The organism is Herbidospora galbida (genome assembly GCF_005233835.1).
Lineage (GTDB): Bacteria > Actinomycetota > Actinomycetes > Streptosporangiales > Streptosporangiaceae > Herbidospora > Herbidospora galbida.
The window spans coordinates 168,905-185,540 of record NZ_SZQA01000011.1 but is presented as its reverse complement, the minus strand read 5'-3'; the positions used below and the strand labels follow the sequence as shown (position 1 = coordinate 185,540).

16 protein-coding genes are annotated in these 16,636 nt (G+C 70.2%); 5 read left to right on the top strand and 11 right to left on the bottom strand.

Features of this window, described 5'->3' with window-relative positions; all coding sequences use genetic code 11:
• The 5 genes from FDA94_RS14260 to FDA94_RS14240 all read right to left on the bottom strand — a co-directional run.
• Nucleotides 1-719: PEP-utilizing enzyme (locus tag FDA94_RS14260; protein WP_246059878.1), on the bottom strand; the 719-nt coding region annotated here is incomplete at its 3' end.
• On the bottom strand, nt 719-976 hold the full coding sequence (locus tag FDA94_RS14255; protein ID WP_137247528.1) for an HPr family phosphocarrier protein: 258 nt from the start codon (nt 974-976) through the stop codon (nt 719-721). The genes FDA94_RS14255 and FDA94_RS14260, both read right to left, overlap by 1 nt.
• A gap of 55 nt (nt 977-1,031) precedes the next feature.
• Nucleotides 1,032-1,478, bottom strand: coding sequence for a PTS sugar transporter subunit IIA (locus tag FDA94_RS14250; RefSeq protein WP_137247527.1), 447 nt, complete (start codon nt 1,476-1,478; stop codon nt 1,032-1,034).
• On the bottom strand, nt 1,475-1,714 hold the full coding sequence (locus tag FDA94_RS14245) for a PTS sugar transporter subunit IIB (protein ID WP_137247526.1): 240 nt from the start codon (nt 1,712-1,714) through the stop codon (nt 1,475-1,477). The genes FDA94_RS14250 and FDA94_RS14245 overlap by 4 nt, the downstream gene beginning before the upstream one ends.
• Nucleotides 1,715-1,744: 30 nt before the next feature.
• Entirely contained in the window at nt 1,745-2,770 is a 1,026-nt protein-coding gene (locus FDA94_RS14240) for an SIS domain-containing protein (RefSeq protein ID WP_137247546.1), read from the bottom strand.
• Nucleotides 2,771-2,891: 121 nt separating this feature from the next.
• Between FDA94_RS14240 and FDA94_RS14235 the strand changes: the two genes are divergently transcribed.
• From FDA94_RS14235 to FDA94_RS14225, 3 genes are all read left to right on the top strand, one after another.
• Nucleotides 2,892-3,653, top strand: coding sequence for a GntR family transcriptional regulator (locus tag FDA94_RS14235; protein WP_231515337.1), 762 nt, complete (start codon nt 2,892-2,894; stop codon nt 3,651-3,653).
• A gap of 16 nt (nt 3,654-3,669) precedes the next feature.
• Nucleotides 3,670-4,914, top strand: a complete 1,245-nt coding sequence (locus FDA94_RS14230; RefSeq protein ID WP_137247525.1) for a PTS transporter subunit EIIC — start codon at nt 3,670-3,672, stop codon at nt 4,912-4,914.
• 199 nt (nt 4,915-5,113) lie between these two features.
• Nucleotides 5,114-5,650: an Rv3235 family protein gene (locus FDA94_RS14225; protein WP_137247524.1), complete on the top strand. Its 537-nt coding sequence runs from the start codon at nt 5,114-5,116 to the stop codon at nt 5,648-5,650.
• A 250-nt stretch (nt 5,651-5,900) separates the two neighbouring features.
• On the opposite strand, the gene secA is transcribed toward FDA94_RS14225, so the two are convergent.
• The gene (gene secA / locus FDA94_RS14220) at nt 5,901-8,696 is read right to left on the bottom strand and encodes a preprotein translocase subunit SecA (RefSeq protein WP_137247523.1); all 2,796 of its coding nucleotides are present in this window, start codon (nt 8,694-8,696) and stop codon (nt 5,901-5,903) included.
• Nucleotides 8,697-8,910: 214 nt separating this feature from the next.
• Here secA and FDA94_RS14215 point away from each other — a divergent pair, with 214 nt between their 5' ends.
• A complete protein-coding gene (locus FDA94_RS14215) occupies nt 8,911-9,180 on the top strand; it encodes a hypothetical protein (RefSeq protein ID WP_137247522.1) in 270 nt (89 codons plus the stop codon).
• Between the two features lie 37 nt (nt 9,181-9,217).
• Nucleotides 9,218-10,351, top strand: a complete 1,134-nt coding sequence (locus FDA94_RS14210) for a winged helix-turn-helix domain-containing protein (protein ID WP_137247521.1) — start codon at nt 9,218-9,220, stop codon at nt 10,349-10,351.
• 6 nt (nt 10,352-10,357) lie between these two features.
• Here the strand turns inward: FDA94_RS14210 and FDA94_RS14205 are convergent, their stop codons facing one another.
• From FDA94_RS14205 to mtrB, 5 genes are all read right to left on the bottom strand, one after another.
• Nucleotides 10,358-11,071 (bottom strand): response regulator, encoded by a 714-nt coding sequence (locus FDA94_RS14205; protein WP_137247520.1) that lies wholly within the window; start codon nt 11,069-11,071, stop codon nt 10,358-10,360.
• Nucleotides 11,072-11,233: 162 nt separating this feature from the next.
• Nucleotides 11,234-11,905 (bottom strand): ribosome hibernation-promoting factor, HPF/YfiA family, encoded by a 672-nt coding sequence (gene hpf / locus FDA94_RS14200; protein WP_137247519.1) that lies wholly within the window; start codon nt 11,903-11,905, stop codon nt 11,234-11,236.
• A gap of 518 nt (nt 11,906-12,423) precedes the next feature.
• Entirely contained in the window at nt 12,424-13,140 is a 717-nt protein-coding gene (locus tag FDA94_RS14195) for a ComF family protein (RefSeq protein WP_137247518.1), read from the bottom strand.
• A gap of 28 nt (nt 13,141-13,168) precedes the next feature.
• Nucleotides 13,169-14,932 carry an LpqB family beta-propeller domain-containing protein gene (locus FDA94_RS14190; RefSeq protein WP_137247517.1) on the bottom strand — a complete coding sequence of 588 codons (1,764 nt, stop codon included), beginning with the start codon at nt 14,930-14,932 and terminating at the stop codon, nt 13,169-13,171.
• On the bottom strand, nt 14,922-16,634 hold the full coding sequence (gene mtrB / locus FDA94_RS14185; RefSeq protein WP_137247516.1) for an MtrAB system histidine kinase MtrB: 1,713 nt from the start codon (nt 16,632-16,634) through the stop codon (nt 14,922-14,924). The genes FDA94_RS14190 and mtrB overlap by 11 nt, the downstream gene beginning before the upstream one ends.
• Nucleotides 16,635-16,636 lie beyond the last annotated feature (2 nt).

The window sequence follows — 16,636 nt, the reverse complement described above, 5'->3', positions numbered from 1 at the left end:
GCGGTCGCGACGGCGGCCTGCGCGGCGGCCGGCTCCGGCTCGATGACGACCTCGCCGGTCGCGCCGTCGACCAGCAGCAGCGTGCCCTGCACCAGCGCGGTCGCGCCCGCGCACCCGACGACGGCCGGCACCCCCATCGCGCGGGCCAGGATCGCGGTGTGACTGGTCGGCCCGCCGTCTTCGGTGACGAACGCGGCGACCAGGTTCCGGTCGAGCAGCGCGGTGTCGGCGGGGGCCAGGTCGCGGGCCACCAGGATGTACGGCTCCGCCGCGTCGACCGGCACCCCGGGCATCGGCGCGCCGGTCAGCCGGGCGACGGCGCGGTCGCGGATGTCGTCGAGGTCGGCCACGCGCTCCCCGAGGTATCCCCCGGCGGCGGCGAGCAGGTCGCGGTAGGCGCCGAAGGCCTCGTACACGGCCCTGTCACCGGAGACCCCCGCGTCGACGAGTTCGCCGACGCCGTCGGCCAGGCCGGGGTCGCGGGCCATCATCGCCTGGGCCGACAGCACCTCGGCGGCCTCTCCCCCGGCGCGTTCGCCGCGGGCCTCCAGGTCGGCGGCCACCTCTTCGAGCGCGGCCTGCACGCGGGCCTTCTCGGCCTCGGCGTCGCCGTCGTGGACGGCGCCCTTCGGGGGTTCGGGGATCGAGCCGACGAGCAGGTGGGCGACGGCGTAGCCGGTGCCGGGGCTGACCCCGGAGCCGTTGAGCGTGGTGGCCATCAGGGCGCTCCGGCGATCGAGGCGAGTTCGTCGAGCAGTTCCTCGGCGCCGTCGCCGTCGGTGCTGATGGTGATGGCGTCGCCCTTCTTCACGTCGAGGGCCAGCACCGACAGGATGCTCTTGGCGTTGACCGGCGTGCCGTCGCCCTTGGCGAGGGTCACGCTGGCGGGGGATCTGGTCGCGGTCTGCACGAACGTGGCGGCCGGACGGGCGTGCAGGCCCACCTCCGCCTCGACGATGAGCCTTCGTTGCGGCACGCTGCCTCCTCAGGGTCCGGCGGTCCGGACCACTCATCCAACACCCGGTTCGGGGTCAATGCCAGTCGAAGAGGGGATCGCCCGCTTCGACCGGTCCGCTCACCACGCCGGAGACGCTCTCCGGCCCGGCGTCCAGGGCGATCACCGGGCAGACCGGCGAATACCCCTCCTCGTCGACGGCATGCGGATGCCAGGCGACGACCGGTTGCCCGGCCGTGACGAGGTCGCCTTCCACTGCGAGAAGCTCGAAGCCGGCGCCGCGCAGTTTCACGGTGTCGACCCCGAGATGGGTCAGCACGCCCCGGCCGTCGTCGCCGACGACGATGTAGGCGTGCGGGTGCAGCTTGACCAGCCGCCCGGCGATCGGCGCGACCGCGACCTGCGGCCCGCGCGCCGGGTCGACGGCCGCGCCCGGACCCACCATGGCCTGTGAGAACACGGGGTCGGGCACGGCCGGAAGCCCGACCGCGCGGCCGTTCACCGGAGAGTGGACGGTCGTCAAGCGGAGTCCAGCAGGTCGTCGATGTCGCTGGCGATCGTGTCGGCCTCCGGCCCGACGACGACCTGAACGACGTTCCCGGTGACCATCACGCCGTGGGCGCCCGCCTTCTTCAGGACGTCGTGGTCGACCTTGGAGGCGTCCCGCACCTCGGTGCGGAGCCTGGTGATGCAGGGCTCCACCTCGATGATGTTGGCCGGCCCGCCCAGTGCCGCGACGATCTTTGCCGCATCCGCCATGACGCCTCCCTCTGGATCTTTGGCCGAACCCTACTCGTCGGTCTGGGTGACCTTGTTCAGGCCGCGGGGCGCGTCGGGGTCGTACCCGAGCCGGCGCGCCAGCGCCTCGGTGAGCAGCTGACCGGGGACGATCAGCCCCAGCGGCGCCACCCACTCGGGCAGGTCGGGACCGTTGAGCGAGGCCGTGGACGCGCTCGCGAGCGCGTGGCCGCCGCCGACGCCGTAGGCCGCCGCGCCCGCGCCGGTCACCCGCTCGGCCAGCGCGATCGTGCCCGGCAGGGTCGGCCCCTCACCGGCGGCGACCAGGATCGCCGGGGTGTCGGCGTCGACGACCGCGATCGGCCCGTGCAGCAGGTCGGCGTAGGACAGGCCCATGGCGTGCAGGTAGCAGGCCTCCTTGAGCTTCAGCGCCAGTTCGAGCGCGGTCGAGAAGGCCAGCCCGCGCCCCGACACGACCACGCCCGGCTTGTCGGCCAGCCCTTCGACGAGGGCGTCGATGTCGCCCGGGTCCTCGATGAGCTTCTGGACGGCGTCCGGGGCCTTCCGCAGATCGTCCTTGTGGACGTCGGCGCCGAGGCCCAGCGCCAGCACCGCCATGGCCGCCAGCTGGGTCGTGTACGTCTTGGTCGCCGGCACCGCCTTCTCCTCGCCGGCGACCGTGCACAGGGCGAGGTCGGCGGCCTGGGCCAGTGGGCTCTGCTCGCCGCCGTTGGTGATGGCCACGGTCTTGGCGCCGCAGTCGCGGGCCCAGTCGAGGGTCTCGACGATCTCCTCGGTGCGCCCCGACTGGGAGACGGCCACGGCGAGCACGCCGTCGAGGTCGATCCTGCGGCGGTAGGTTGTGGCGATGGACGGCGCGGCCAGCGCCGCCATCCGCCCGGCGTGCGACTCGATCAGGTAGCGACCGTAGATCGCGGCGTTGTCAGAGGTGCCGCGGGCGATGAACAGCAGGTGGCGGGTCTGTCCGGCGAGAGAGGTGACTTCGGGGATTCGGGGGAGCAGGGCGTCCAGCGTGGCGCGCAGGGCGGCCGGCTGTTCGGCGATCTCACTGCGCATCTTCGTCGTCGTCACGTGCCCATCCTGTAATCGGTCCGTACGTTGACAGACATTTCGGCGGTGTGGTCTAGTCCGGACTAGACCAGTACGAACCATAACAAAGCGGAGAGGGGAGGCGACAGTGGCCGGCATCGACGCCCGGGGGACCGGCGCCACGATCGACCCCGACAGCCCAGTCCCGAAGTACTTCCAGCTCCGCGAGATCATCCTCGACCTCATCGAGAGCAACGAGCTGCCCATCGGCGCGGCGATCCCGTCGGAACGCGAGCTCTGCCAGCGCTTCGGCCTCTCCCGCATGACGGTACGCCAGGCGGTGGATCACCTGGTCAGCGAGGGGCGGCTGCACCGCGTACCGGGCAAGGGCACCTTCGTCGCCCGCCCGAAGATCGAGCTGGCCCTCCAGCTCACCTCGTTCAGCGACGACATGCGCGCCCGCGGCCTGGAGCCCGGCAGCCGCGACCTCGACCGCCGGGTGGTCCGGGCCAGCGCCCACCTCGCCCGCGAACTCGGCATCGCCCCGGGTGACGAAGTTCACTTCATCGAACGCCTGCGCACCGCCGACGGCGAGCCCCTCGCGATCGAGCGCGCCCACATCCCCCTCGCCCTCGCCCCCGACCTGGAGAGCTACGACCTTTCCGGCCGATCCCTGTACGCGCTCCTGGAGTCCCGATACGGTCTGATCCTCGACGCCGGGGAACTCACGATCGACGGCGGAATCGCCGACCCGAGCGACGCAGACCTGCTGAAACTCCCGCGCGGCGGGGCCGTGCTGCTGCTCTCCCGCCGGTCCTACGCCGGCGGTGTCTGCGCCGAGCTGGGCGTGTCGACCTACCGGGCCGACCGCTACCAGCTTCGAACACTCCTGGAGCCACGGCGGGCCTAGAGACCCGGGAGGAACGATGGCCGCCACGATGACCGTGCTGTCGCGGATCGGGCGCTCCCTCATGCTCCCGATCGCGGCCCTGCCCGCCGCGGCGATCCTGCTCCGGGTCGGCCAGGACGACCTGCTCGGCCGCACCGACGACGAGACCCTCGACAAGGTCGCCCGGATCGTCGGCGGCGCGGGCGGCGCCCTGTTCGACGCGCTCCCGCTGCTGTTCGCGATCGGCGTGGCCGTCGGCTTCGCCCGCAAGTCCGACGGCTCGACCGCGCTGGCCGCCGTCGTGGGCTACCTGGTCTGGGACCGGGTCACCCACCTGATGTTCTTCGACTCCTCCCTGCGCCCCCGCGTCGCCCAGACGGTGGTGACCGCCGGAACCCCCGCCGAGGCCCTGAACCTGGCCGCCGCCAACCCGACCGGCGTGCTGGGCGGCATCCTCATGGGCCTGGTGGCGGGCCTGCTGTGGCAGCGCTACCACCGCATCAAACTGCCGCCCTGGCTGGCCTTCTTCGGCGGACGCCGCTTCGTCCCCATCCTGACCGCCCTGGCCGGGCTGCTCCTGGGGGTGCTGTTCGGCATCATCTGGCCCCCGATCGGACAGGCGCTGTCGTCGTTCGGCGACTGGCTGGCGACCCACTCGACGCTCGGGGCCGGCATCTACGGCGTGGTGAACCGGGCCCTGATCCCGCTGGGCATGCACCACTTCGTGAACTCGATCGTGTGGTTCACCGTGCCCGAGTGCACCGTCGAGGGCGTCCACACGGCGGGCGACCTGAACTGCTACTTCGCCGGCCAGGACGGCGCCGGGGCGTTCATGGCGGGCTTCTTCCCGGTGATGATGTTCGGCCTCCCGGCGGCGGCCATCGCCATCTGGCGGGCCGCTCCCCCGCACCGGCGCAACGCGGTCGGCTCCATCATGATCTCCGCCGCCCTGGTGTCGTTCGTGACGGGCATCACCGAGCCGATCGAGTTCGCCTTCATCTTCGTGGCGCCCGTCCTCTTCGTGGTGCACGCCCTGCTCACAGGCCTGTCGATGGCCCTGGTGGCCGGGCTGGGCGGACGGCTGGGCTTCGGCTTCTCGGGCGGCGCGATCGACGCGACCCTCAACGCGACCAAGGACAACACCCACAACTTCGCCCTGATCATGGCGATCGGGGTGGTCTATTTCGTGGTCTACTACGCGGTCTTCACGTTCCTGATCAAACGCCTGAACATCATGACCTTGGGCCGCGACCCGGACTCCGACGTCGACGCCACGACCTGACGAGCTTCTGGGCCCGCACTGCCAGTTGAAGCGACCAAGGCCCTGTCGCCCGGCGGTCCATACCAACCTGGTCGCTTCTGTCGTCATGTGCCCCGACCTGGCCACCCCAATGGGACGGGAAACCTACGGCCGCGTATCCGAACGCCTCGCCCGAAACCTCTATCCGGTGTCCCTATCCCCCGCCTTCGACGGAGCCTCGATGCCTCTCCCCCGGCTCGCACCCATCCCCACCCCCGACCCCGTGTACGCCCACCTGACGGACGTTCACCGGCTCGACCACGTCCCTGCCTCGCCCACCGAAGCCCACCCGCTCGACCACGGCGACGCCTCTCTGCCCGCCGACGTCCACCGGCTGCGCCACCCCGTTCCCCGGACCCACGGCTCCCTGGCGCTGGCCCACGAACCGGAGGCCCTCCCCGCCCCCGGGCCGATGCCCGACGAGCGGCGCCTGCGCGCCCTGGCCCAGGCCCTGGCCGAGATCCTGGCCGGCCGCCGCCCACCGCAGACGATCCAGAACCGCCTGAGCGCCCCCGCCTACGCGAGCCTCCTGCGCGCCGGAAAGATGATCGACAGCACCCGCCCGCCATGGGTCGGCGTCCCCCGCGTCCAGCACCCGAACGACGACACGGTGGAGATGTGCGCCCTGGTCCGCTGCACCCCGCGCAGCCGCGTCCTGGCCGCCCGCCTGGAACGCCGCGGCGTCCAGTGGGTCCTGACGGAGTTCGAGACGGCCTGACCTGTCTCTAGGGCTTGCTGTGCGCCGCCTGGCGATCTCCACGGCGCACAGCAGGGGTCTGGCGCTGGACCTTGCTCCCGCGCCGCCTGAGCACTCTCATGGCGGGTCCGATCGAGCGAACCGTGGCCCGGCTGTGCGCCGCCTGGCGACCCCCACAGCGCGCATCAGACGGCGGGCAGTGTCGGCTCAGGGCGTCCACGCGGAAGCCCTCCCCTTCGGAGTGAAGGAGAGGGCTTCGGCGGACTGGTGCTTAGGCGGTCGCGTTCTTCGGGTCGCCGTGGCAGCGCTTGAACTTCTTGCCCGAGCCGCAGGGGCACGGGGCGTTGCGCTCGACGTTGCCGTAGTTGGCGCGCTGTTCCGCCGTCGAGCGGCGGACCTCGACCTCGCCGTCTTCGCCGGGCGCGGAGTAGATCATTTCGCGCTGCGGGCGGCGGAGGGCGTTGGCGATGATCGAGCCGGCCTCGGCGACGGCCGAGTTGGGCTGGACGCCCGCCTCGTAGGAGATCGGGCTCTCCTCGACCGGCTGCGGCGGCTGGTAGCGGAACAGGAAGTTGACCGAGTTCTCCTTGATGCCCTCGAGCATCGCGGCGAACATGTCGTAGCCTTCGCGCTGGTATTCGATCAGCGGGTCGCGCTGGGCGTAGGCGCGGAGGGCGATGCCCTCCTGGAGGTAGTCCATCTCGTAGAGGTGCTCGCGCCACTTGCGGTCGAGCACGTCGAGGATGACGCGGCGCTCGGCGTCGCGCAGGACCTCGGCGCCGAACTCCTCCTCGCGCTTGCGGTAGGCGGCCAGGATGTCGGCCTTGACCCTCTCTTCGAGCAGGGCGGCGTCGATGCCCTCGCGGCCGCCGGCCTCCTCGGCCAGGTCGTCGATCTTGATGGAGATCGGGTAGAGCTGGCGGAAGGCGTTCCAGAGCTTGTCGAGGTCCCACTCTTCGGCGAAGCCCTCGGAGGTGGCGCCCTTCACGTAGCCGCTGACGACGTCTTCGATGAAGGTGTTGACCTGGTCGTGCAGGTCGGCGCCCTCGAGGACCTTCTGGCGCTCGGCGTAGATCACCTTGCGCTGGCGGTTCATGACCTCGTCGTACTTGAGGACGTTCTTGCGGATCTCGAAGTTCTGCTGCTCGACCTGGTGCTGCGCCGAGGCGATCGCCTTGGAGACGATGCCCGACTCGATCGGCTGGTCTTCGGGGATGTTCAGCCGCGTCATGATCATCTCGACCCGGGCCGAGTTGAACAGGCGCATCAGGTCGTCTTCGAGCGACAGGTAGAAGCGCGACTCGCCGGGGTCACCCTGACGGCCGGAACGACCGCGCAGCTGGTTGTCGATGCGGCGGGACTCGTGGCGCTCGGTGCCCAGGACGTAGAGGCCGCCGAGGGCGGTGACCTCCTCGTGCTCGGCCTTGACGGCGTCCTTCGCCTTCTCCAGCGCCTCGGCCCAGGCCTTCTCGTATTCCTCGGCGGTCTCGACCGGGTCGAGGCCGCGGCTGCGGAGTTCGAGGTCGGCGCGGAACTCGGGGTTGCCGCCGAGCATGATGTCGGTGCCTCGACCGGCCATGTTGGTGGCGACGGTGACGGCGCCCTTGCGGCCCGCCTCGGCGATGATCGCGGCCTCACGCGCGTGGTTCTTCGCGTTCAGCACCTCGTGGCGGACGCCCTTGTGCTTGAGCATCCGGGACAGGCGCTCGGACTTCTCGACGGAGGTGGTGCCGACGAGGACCGGCTGACCGGCCTCGTAGCGCTCCTTGATGTCGTTGACGCACGCCACGAACTTCGCGTCTTCGGACTTGTAGACCATGTCGGACTGGTCTTTACGGACCATCGGCCGGTTCGTCGGGATCGGCACGACGCCCAGCTTGTAGGTCTGGTGGAACTCGTTGGCCTCGGTGGCCGCGGTGCCGGTCATGCCGGACAGCGTGGTGTAGAGGCGGAAGTAGTTCTGGAGGGTGATCGTGGCGAGAGTCTGGTTCTCGTCCTTGATCTTCACGTTCTCCTTGGCCTCGATGGCCTGGTGCATGCCCTCGTTGTAGCGGCGGCCGTGGAGGACGCGGCCGGTGAACTCGTCGACGATCAGGACCTCGCCGTCGACGACGATGTAGTCCTTGTCCTTCTTGAACAGTTCCTTCGCCTTGAGGGCGTTGTTCAGGTATTGGACGAGGTGCGTGTGCTCCGGCTTGTAGAGGTTGTCGATGCCCAGCAGGTCTTCGACCTTCTCGACACCGGCCTCGAGGATGCCGACCGTGCGCTTCTTCTCGTCGACGACGTAGTCGCCGGTGCTCTCGGTGCCGTCCTTGCCCTCGACGCCCCTGCGGAGGCGGGGGACGATCTTGGCGAACTCGGAGTACCACTTGCCGGACTGCTCGCCGGGACCGGAGATGATCAGCGGGGTGCGGGCCTCGTCGATCAGGATCGAGTCGACCTCGTCGACGACGGCGAAGTTGTGGCCGCGCTGGACGAGCTCCTCGATCGACCACGCCATGTTGTCACGCAGGTAGTCGAAGCCGAACTCGTTGTTGGTGCCGTAGGTGATGTCGGCGGCGTACTGCCGGCGGCGCTCGTCGGACGGCATGTTGGCGAGGATGCAGCCGACCTCGAGGCCCAGGAAGCGGTGGACGCGGCCCATGGTCTCGGAGTCGCGCTTGGCCAGGTAGTCGTTGACCGTGACGACGTGGACGCCCTTGCCGGAGATCGCGTTGAGATAGGCGGGGAGAGTACAGGTGAGGGTCTTGCCCTCACCGGTGCGCATCTCGGAGATGTTCCCCATGTGGAGGTTGGCGCCGCCCATGATCTGCACGTCGAAGTGACGCTGGCCGAGCACCCGGCGCGCGGCCTCGCGGACCACCGCGAAGGCTTCGGGAAGCAGATCGTCGAGGGACTCGCCCTGGGCGTGACGATCGCGGAACTCCTGGGTCTGTGCCCGCAACTCCTCGTCGGAAAGACTCTTGAAGTCCTCTTCAATGGAGTTGACCTGCTCGGCGATGCGCTTCAGCTTGCGCAGCGTCTTACCTTCGCCGGCGCGGAGAATTCGGTCGAGAATGGCTGCCACTTTTGTAAAGCTCCTCGCAGGTCTGAGGACGAGACACACTTCCCCTGTGCCATGGTAGGCCGTTCGACCACCAGACACAGCCACCACGGGATTCAGCGGGGAGTGGCGCGGCGGACCGGGGGACGAGGTCGATAGGCTCAACCCTGTCAAACGTAGGGAGACCGCCTGGTGTTCCAGTCAGGGAACACGGAAGGCGCGAGTCGGGTAGGGCGGAATGGCAGAGACCTCACACCAGGGAAGCCACGCGGGCAGCGCGAAGTCGTGGGTGGCGGTGACGACGATCCTGATCGGCACGATCATCAGCGGCGCGGGCCTCACCGGCCTGGGCGCCGACACGGCCAACTGGACCATGGTCTGGGTCGGCGTCGGCGTGTCGGCCGTGGGCGCCGTCCTCGCCCTGGTCTTCGACGTCTTCTCCGACGTCGTGATCGACGCCCCCCGCGTCATGGACGCCCGCGACCACCACAGCCCCTTCGAGCACTGAGGGTTTTCTGTCGGTGGCCGCGGCTAGTGTCGGCCGGATGGACCTCACGGCCGATGAAGCACGGCGGCTGATCCTGCGCGCCCAGGGGTTCCTGGGCGCCGGGGGCCGCAAGGGTGGCCCCGCGGGCATGCTGCGCCGCCTGGGCGCCGTACAGCTCGACACGATCTCGGTGCTGGCCCGCTCCCACGAGCTGGTGGCCTATGCCCGCCTGGGCGCGGTCGGCCGCCCGGCGGTCGAGCAGGCCTACTGGAGCGGGTCGGCCTTCGAATACTGGTGCCACGCGGCCTGCATCCTGCCCGTCGAGCACTGGCCGGTCTACGCCTTCCGCCGCCGCGCCTACCGCGAACGGAAGTTCCGCTGGCACGAGGTGCCCGCCACGGTGGGCGACATCCTCGATCGCGTACGCCGAGACGGCCCCCTGACCACGGGAGACATCGGCGGCGCCAAGAAGGGCGGACCGTGGTGGGACTGGTCCGACTCCAAGATCTCCATCGAGTTCCTGCTCGACGTGGGCGACGTCGTCTGCACCCGCCGGGTGGGCTGGCGCCGGGTCTACGACCTGGCCGAACGCGCGATCCCCGCCGAACTCCGTGAGATCGACCTGACCGACGAAGAGTGCGTGACCCGGCTGACGGCGATCGCGGGCCGCTCCCTGGCCGTGGCGACCCGGGCCGACCTGGTCGACTACACGAGGGTCAGAGACAAGCACGCCGCGATGCTCGACGACGCCCTGCTCAGCGGGGCCAGCGGCTTGGTCCCGGTGACCGTGGCGGGCTGGCCGGCCGCCCGCAAGGGCGGCCCCAACGCCTGGGCCGACCCCGAGGCGCTGGCCCTGGGCGAGGCGCGAGGCCGCCACCGCACCACCCTGCTCAGCCCCTTCGACTCCCTGATCTGGGAACGCGCCCGCGCGGAACGCGTCTTCGGCATGACCCACCGCCTGGAGGCCTACGTCCCGAAGGAGAAGCGCGTCCACGGCTACTTCGCGATGCCGGTCCTCCACGGCGGCAAGCTGATCGCCCGCGTCGACCCGGCCCGCGAGGGCGCCACGTTGGTCGCCAAGCGGGTGACCCTGGAGCCCGGCGTGAAGAAGCTCGACGCGGTCGAGGAGGCCCTGCGGGAAGCGGCGACGTGGGTGGGCTGCACGGGCCTGCGCATCGAAGAGATCAGATGACGCGGGTCAGGTGATCTCGAGGAGGCGCTCTCTGACCGCGTAGACGACCGCTTCCATCCGGCTGTGCAGTTGCAGCTTCTCCAGGATGTTGCGGACGTGGTTCTTCACCGTGTTCTCGGAGATGAAGAGTTCCTTCGCGATTTCGCGGTTGTTCATCCCCTTCGCCACCAGCCGGAGCACTTCCATCTCGCGTTCGGTCAGGCGGGGCACCGGAAGCTGGGGCGGGCGTTCGGCCTCTTTGCGGCTGATGCTGGCGAACTCGGTGATCAGCTTGGTCGCCATGGCGGGGTTGATGAACGACTGTCCGCTGTGCACGCCCCGGACCGCGTCGGGAACCTCGTCGATCTGGACGTCTTTCAGCAGATAACCCGTCGCGCCGGCCTTGAAGGCCTCGAAGAGGTCCTCCTCCTCGTCGGAGGCGGTGAGCATGATGATGCGGGTCGTCGGCATGCTCTCCTTGATCGCCCTGGTCGCCTCGATGCCGTCGCGCCTGGGCATCCGGACGTCCATCAGCACGACGTCGGGCAGCAGCTTCTCGGCGAGCGCCACGGCCTCCTGACCGTCGCTCGCCTCACCGGCGACCTCGATGTCCGCCTCGGCCTGGAGCGCCAGCACCAGGCTGCGGCGGATCAGCGAGTGATCATCGACGATCAGCACACGGATCGGCTCACCGCGCCCGGTGGGGCGGTTTGCGTCGTCTCGCACGCTGCGGTCGCTCACAGCTCCTCCTCGTCGGGGGGCCAGGTAGCTGGGTCGCCATCATGACACGGCTTCCAGTCCTGGCGAGGATCTCGCACGCCATGCGCCCCGCACCTGGCGGGGCGCATGGTCGTTCATGTTTCGATCTGTCTAAGGACAGACGTTGGAAGGGGTGGCGCGGGTTCAGCCCTCGACGAGCCGCAGCACGCCGTAGTCGTATCCGCGCCGCCGATATACGACGCTCGGGTGGCCGCATTCTTTGTCACGGAACAGGAAGAAGTCGTGGCCGACCAGCTCCATCTCCAGAAGGGCCTGGTCGATGGTGATGGCGTCGGCCTGGTGGAACTTCTCGCGGACGACGAGGGGGCCGTCGCCGTCCTGCTCTATCGGGATGATGGGTTCGGTGTAGCCGTTGTCTGGCTTCTGCGGCGGGATGTACTCGTCGTGGAGCAGTTCGGGCTCGGGCAGCCTCGCCACCGGCTCTCCCAGGCCGCTGTTCTCGGCCAGGGTCGCGGTGAACTCGGCCACCGACGGAGGGCAGTTCTTCCCGTGATGGATCTTGCGGCGGTCGCTCAGCCGCCGCAGGCGTGATTCCAGCTTGGACAGAGCGATCTCGAGCGCGGCGAACCGGTCGTCTGCCGCCGCCTCGGCCCGGACCGCCGGGCCCTTGGAGTGGATGGTGAGTTCCACCCTCTCCCTTTGGTCGCTCATCCTGGGGTTCTTCTCTCGCGAGACCTCTACGTCAACCCGGATGAGTCGGTTGTCCAGTCGCTCGATCTTGGCCAGCTTGGAAGTCACATGATCACGGAAACGGTCGCTCACTCCGGTGTGCCGTCCCTTGACGATGATGTCCACGCAAAAGCCCCCTTCGCCTATCGACTGACATGAAGGAGCACCCGTTCGGCCGACCTGGTCTTCGTCCCCACATCCGCCTGCTGAGGGGTTCGCAGCTCCACGCCACTACTGCCCTTCTCTTCTGGCAAGAATCATCTGGACTCTTGGGAAGGCAGGTCTTACCTCTAAGCCGCACCGTGATCGGTCGACCAAGAGTCGCCTTACGTGGACCGTTTCGCCTGCGGCTGGCATCGGCTAGCCAGGCCGAACCCCCGTGGGGACTCGGTCCGGCGCAACCACGGACCCGAACGGGTGCCATGTCCTGAACGCTAGTCGCTGCCCGGCCGTATGTCAGCCGCGGGCCACGCCAAAGGATCACTTTCGGTGATTTTTCCCGGGCCATGCGAGGACGGGCGAGGCTTGAGGCGTTCGGGGCGACACCTCAGACGACCTGGTCAAGCGCCTCCTGATCTGGGAGTTCACCGGGTCGCCGACACCAGGTTGTCACTCCGAGGCCAGGTCGTTATTTGACTGTTTCTTTACCCAGAGTGATGTCGACGAATTTGTGACCGCCGGGCGTGTCGCATGACCGGCACTCGTTTTCGGGTGGCCGCAACGGTGACCGCGACGGCGGTCTCGGCACCCGCCGCACGCAGCGCCCGGGCCGCCTCGGCGAGCGTGGCACCGGTGGTGACCACGTCGTCGACCAGCACGATCCGGCCCTTCGGCACGGCTCCGGACGTGAACGCCCCGGCCAGGTTCGCGGCGCGCTGGGCGGAGGTCAGGCCCGACTGGTCGGCGACCTTCCGGGCGGGCCGCAACACGGGCGCGACCGTCACCTGGGCGCCGCCGGCGCGCAGCCGCCTGGCCGCGACCTCGGCGATCCGGCGTACCGGATCATGGCCCTTGGCTCTTCTCGACCGGCGGGTGCTCGGCACCGGGACCAGCACCAGCGGGCCCGGCTCCAGCGGCAGGCGGGCGACGACGCGGGCCAGGCACGCGCCCAGCGCGGCGCCGAGGGCGGTGCGGCCGCGTTCCTTGTACGCGATCAGCACCCGCCGCGCCACCCCGTCGTAACCGGCGGCGGCCCAGCACTCAGGAAGGCCCTCAGGAGCCGTCTCCGGCAGGTGGAGGTGTGGGGCGGCGGTCAGGTCGGCGGCGCACCGGGCGCACACCAGGGCCCCCCGGCCGCCGCAACCGGCGCACCGAGGGGGAACGAGCAGATCGAGCACCGCGTCGAGCACGCGGACCACCATGACACTCCCTGGCGACACTGACGAAAGTTCACCCCAGAGGGTAGGCGGGGAAGCTGGAGCCATCGTCGACGAGGGTGGTCCACTTCTTGCCGTCCCACACCGTGACGGCGCCGTTCTCGTCGCTGGCCAGGATGCGCGAATCGGTGCTCGTGATGGACGTGAGGCGCTTGGACAGCTCGATCGGGGTCTTCTCGTCGCCGTCCATGATCGGGTAGGCTGCCAGAGCCTGCTGGGGGCCGTTCGGGGAGTCCTTCTCGGTCAGCACCAGCAGGGTGGTGGCGTCTCTCCACGCCACGTCGACGACCTTCTGGCCCTCTTCCGGGGGCACCAGGGTCTCCAGCGCCCCGACCCGATAGGTCGGGCCGCGCACGATCGAGCCTATCTGAACGGTCTGCCCCGCCCCGTTGTCGGCCACGACCGCGACCCTGACCCCGTCACGGGCCACCCGGAACGCGCTCACGTTGGCGTTCTCGAGCTCGGGGGCCAGCACCGGCGACTGGTGGCCGACCGTGGAGGCGCGCCAGACCTGCGACTTGCCGCCGGCCGTCTCGACCGCCCAGACCTGGCCCTCGCGGTCCCACGACGGCGGCGTGAGACGGCCCTGGGCGTTGATCCAGCGCTGCCACGGGCTGCCGGCCACCATCTGGGTGACCCAGACCCCCGTCTCGTCGCCCATCAGGGCGGCCACCTGGTCGCGGCCCTCGGCGGAGACCGCGCCGTGGTTGAACGGCCGGGTCGGCTGCCCGGCCGCGCCGAGCACCGCCGCCGGCTGCTCCTCGTCCTTGCCCGCGACCCGGAACATCCGGCCGTCGCGGACGAAGTATCCGGCGGCGTCGCCGGTGATCACCGACGGGTTGTAGGTCGGGTATTCGGTCGGCTTGAAGCGCATGCCGCCGCCGGGGAACGCCTCGCCGTTCACCAGGATCTCGATGTAGCGGCCGCCCACCCGGTCGGTGCCGAGCGACCAGGCGAGCTGCGCCTTCATCGCCTTGATGCGGTCGGGGCTGTTGCGCAGGGCCGCGATCGGCGAGGAGAAGTCGACGTAGAGCGTGTCGCCCTCGATCTCGATCCCGTTCAGCTCGGTGCCCTTGGGGTAGACGTTCTCGACCGCGCCGGACAGCGGGCCCGTCGGGCCGCGCAGCAGGGTCCGGATGAGCGACTCGGGCAGGCCCCGGCTGGGGTCGATCGGCACCCGCACCCGGTCGGCCACCAGGCCGTTGAACGACGGGTTGGGGAAGTAGATCTCCACGGGGGCGTACGCCCTCGTGAGGTCGGTGCGGAGCAGGATCAGGCCCTGGGGGGCCTCGGCGATGCGCCACTCGCCGTTGACCCGGACCAGCGTGAACGCCTCGTCGAGGGTGCCCTCGGAGGCCGCGCGGTAGCGGCCGCCCGCCTCCAGGGTGCCGACCTGGCGGCCCTTGAACGACACGATGAACTTCTCGGCGTCCTCTTCGGGCAGGTCGTCGGCGAAGCGGCAGTCGCAGACCCGCGTCGCGGCGGCCCAGGGTTGCCAGGACGCCGCCGCCGCGCCCGTCAGGTACTGCCGGGCGATCTTGCGCTGGGGGTCGTCGAAGCTGGCCATCGCGGCCTGGAAGCCGCGCACGATCTCCACGGCGGTCGCGTCGGGCCGGGGCGGCGAGGCCAGGATCCGTACGTAGGTCTGGCTGAGGATGTCGCCCCCGCGCTCCTCCTCGCTGGCCGTCGGCGGGTTGCCGCTGGCCGGCACGATCGTGCAGCCCGTGAGGGTGGCGAGCGTCGCCACCATCGTCAGCACACGTCGCTTAGTCGACATCGAACACCCCCGACTCCCCCGCCGCGGCCGACAGCACGGGCGTGGCGTGCCCGCGCCAGGTCCGCCGCATCTCGACCTCCGGCGGCACCAGGGGCAGCGGCGACCCCTTGAGCACGCTCCCGGCCGTACGCGGCAGCGAGAGCCGGAACTGGGTGCCCTCGCCCGGCGAGCCCCAGGCCTGCAGCCAGCCGCCGTGCAGGATCGCGTCCTCGCGGGAGATGGCCAGGCCCAGGCCGGTGCCGCCGATGGTGCGGGCGCGGGACGGGTCGGCCCGCCAGAAGCGGTCGAAGACCATGTTCTCCTCGCCCGCGCGCAGGCCCACGCCGTGGTCGCGGACGGCCACGGCCACCGCGTCGCGGTCGGCCCCGAGGGTGACCACGATGTCCTTGCCCTCGCCGTGCTCGATCGCGTTGAACAGCAGGTTGCGCAGGATGCGCTCGATCCGCCGGGTGTCGCACTCGGCCATGCACGGCTCGGTGGGCAGCCGCAGCTCGAAGCGGGTGGCGTGGCGTTCGGCCAGGGCCTCGGAGTCGCCGACCGCGCGCAGCACGACGTCGCGCATGTCGACCGACTCGAGGTCGAGGGTGGCCGCGCCGGCGTCGTAGCGGCTGATCTCCAGCAGGTCGGCCAGCATCGACTCGAACCGTTCGAGCTGGGCCTGCATGAGCTCGGCCGAGCGGGCGGCCATGGGGTCGAAGTCCTCGCGGGCGTCGTACAGGAGATCGGCGGCCATGCGGACGGTGGTCAGCGGGGTGCGCAGCTCGTGGGAGACGTCGGAGACGAACTGGCGCTGCACCTGGGAGAGCTCCTCGAGCTGGTGGATCTTGAGCGCGAGGTTGGAGGCCATCTCGTTGAACGAGGTGGCGAGGCGGGCCAGGTCGTCTTCGCCGCGGACCTTCAGGCGCTCTTCGAGGCGGCCGGAGGCCAGCCGCTCGGCGGCCTGGCGGGCCAGCCGTACGGGCGTGACGACCTGGCGGGTGACCAGCGAGGCGATCGCGGCCAGCAGCAGCACCAGGCCGGCGCCGACCAGCACGAGGAGCTGGAGGACCGAGCTGAGGGTCTCCTCCTCCTCGTTGAGCGGGAACAGGTGGTAGACCTCGTAGGTGCCGTTGGCGCCGCCGAAGACCCGCGACCCGATGACCAGCCCCGAGACGGTCTCACCGCTCAGGTAGCGCAGCGGGCTGTAGCGCGAGGCCGTCTGGTCGGCGGTGCCGGTGCGCACCTGCTCGCGGAACCCGCGCGGCACGCTCTTGTAGGCGTCGATGTTGAGGGTCGCCCGGTCCTGCCCGACGATGCCGTCGTTGAAGATGACCACCGCGTAGCGCGCCCCGGCGCGCTGGGCCAGCACGTTGATGGCCTGGTCGGCGGGGTCGAGCATGGTCTGCGTGGCGGGGTCGGACTGCTCGCCCGGGTCGGGCTCGGCGGCGCTCGACAGGTAGTCGGAGACCGTCAGCACGTTGGCGCGGGCCTCGGCGGTGGCGGCGTCGGTCCGGCCGGCCAGCATGGTCTTGTTGATCGACTGGAACAGGAAGACGCCCAGGACGGCCACGACGACCATCGAGATCAGCAGGGTGGAGGTGACCACCCGCATCTGGAGGGAGCGCCGCCAGGCCGAGCGCGCCCGGCCCGCGATCCGCCGAGCACGGCGACGGACCCCCCGGGCGATCTGCCGGGGAGTCCGTCGCTGCCGCTTCTTGACCATTC

Excerpts from the sequence above, each read along its gene's own strand:
- mtrB (WP_137247516.1), bottom strand. The coding sequence starts at position 16,634 with ATGGTCAAGAAGCGGCAGCGACGGACTCCCCGGCAGATCGCCCGGGGG.
- FDA94_RS14210 (WP_137247521.1), top strand. The coding sequence starts at position 9,218 with ATGGACCTCACGGCCGATGAAGCACGGCGGCTGATCCTGCGCGCCCAG.
- FDA94_RS14240 (WP_137247546.1), bottom strand. The coding sequence starts at position 2,770 with ATGCGCAGTGAGATCGCCGAACAGCCGGCCGCCCTGCGCGCCACGCTG.
- FDA94_RS14195 (WP_137247518.1), bottom strand. The coding sequence starts at position 13,140 with ATGGTGGTCCGCGTGCTCGACGCGGTGCTCGATCTGCTCGTTCCCCCT.
- FDA94_RS14245 (WP_137247526.1), bottom strand. The coding sequence starts at position 1,714 with ATGGCGGATGCGGCAAAGATCGTCGCGGCACTGGGCGGGCCGGCCAAC.
- FDA94_RS14225 (WP_137247524.1), top strand. The coding sequence starts at position 5,114 with ATGCCTCTCCCCCGGCTCGCACCCATCCCCACCCCCGACCCCGTGTAC.
- FDA94_RS14215 (WP_137247522.1), top strand. The coding sequence starts at position 8,911 with ATGGCAGAGACCTCACACCAGGGAAGCCACGCGGGCAGCGCGAAGTCG.
- FDA94_RS14190 (WP_137247517.1), bottom strand. The coding sequence starts at position 14,932 with ATGTCGACTAAGCGACGTGTGCTGACGATGGTGGCGACGCTCGCCACC.
- FDA94_RS14230 (WP_137247525.1), top strand. The coding sequence starts at position 3,670 with ATGGCCGCCACGATGACCGTGCTGTCGCGGATCGGGCGCTCCCTCATG.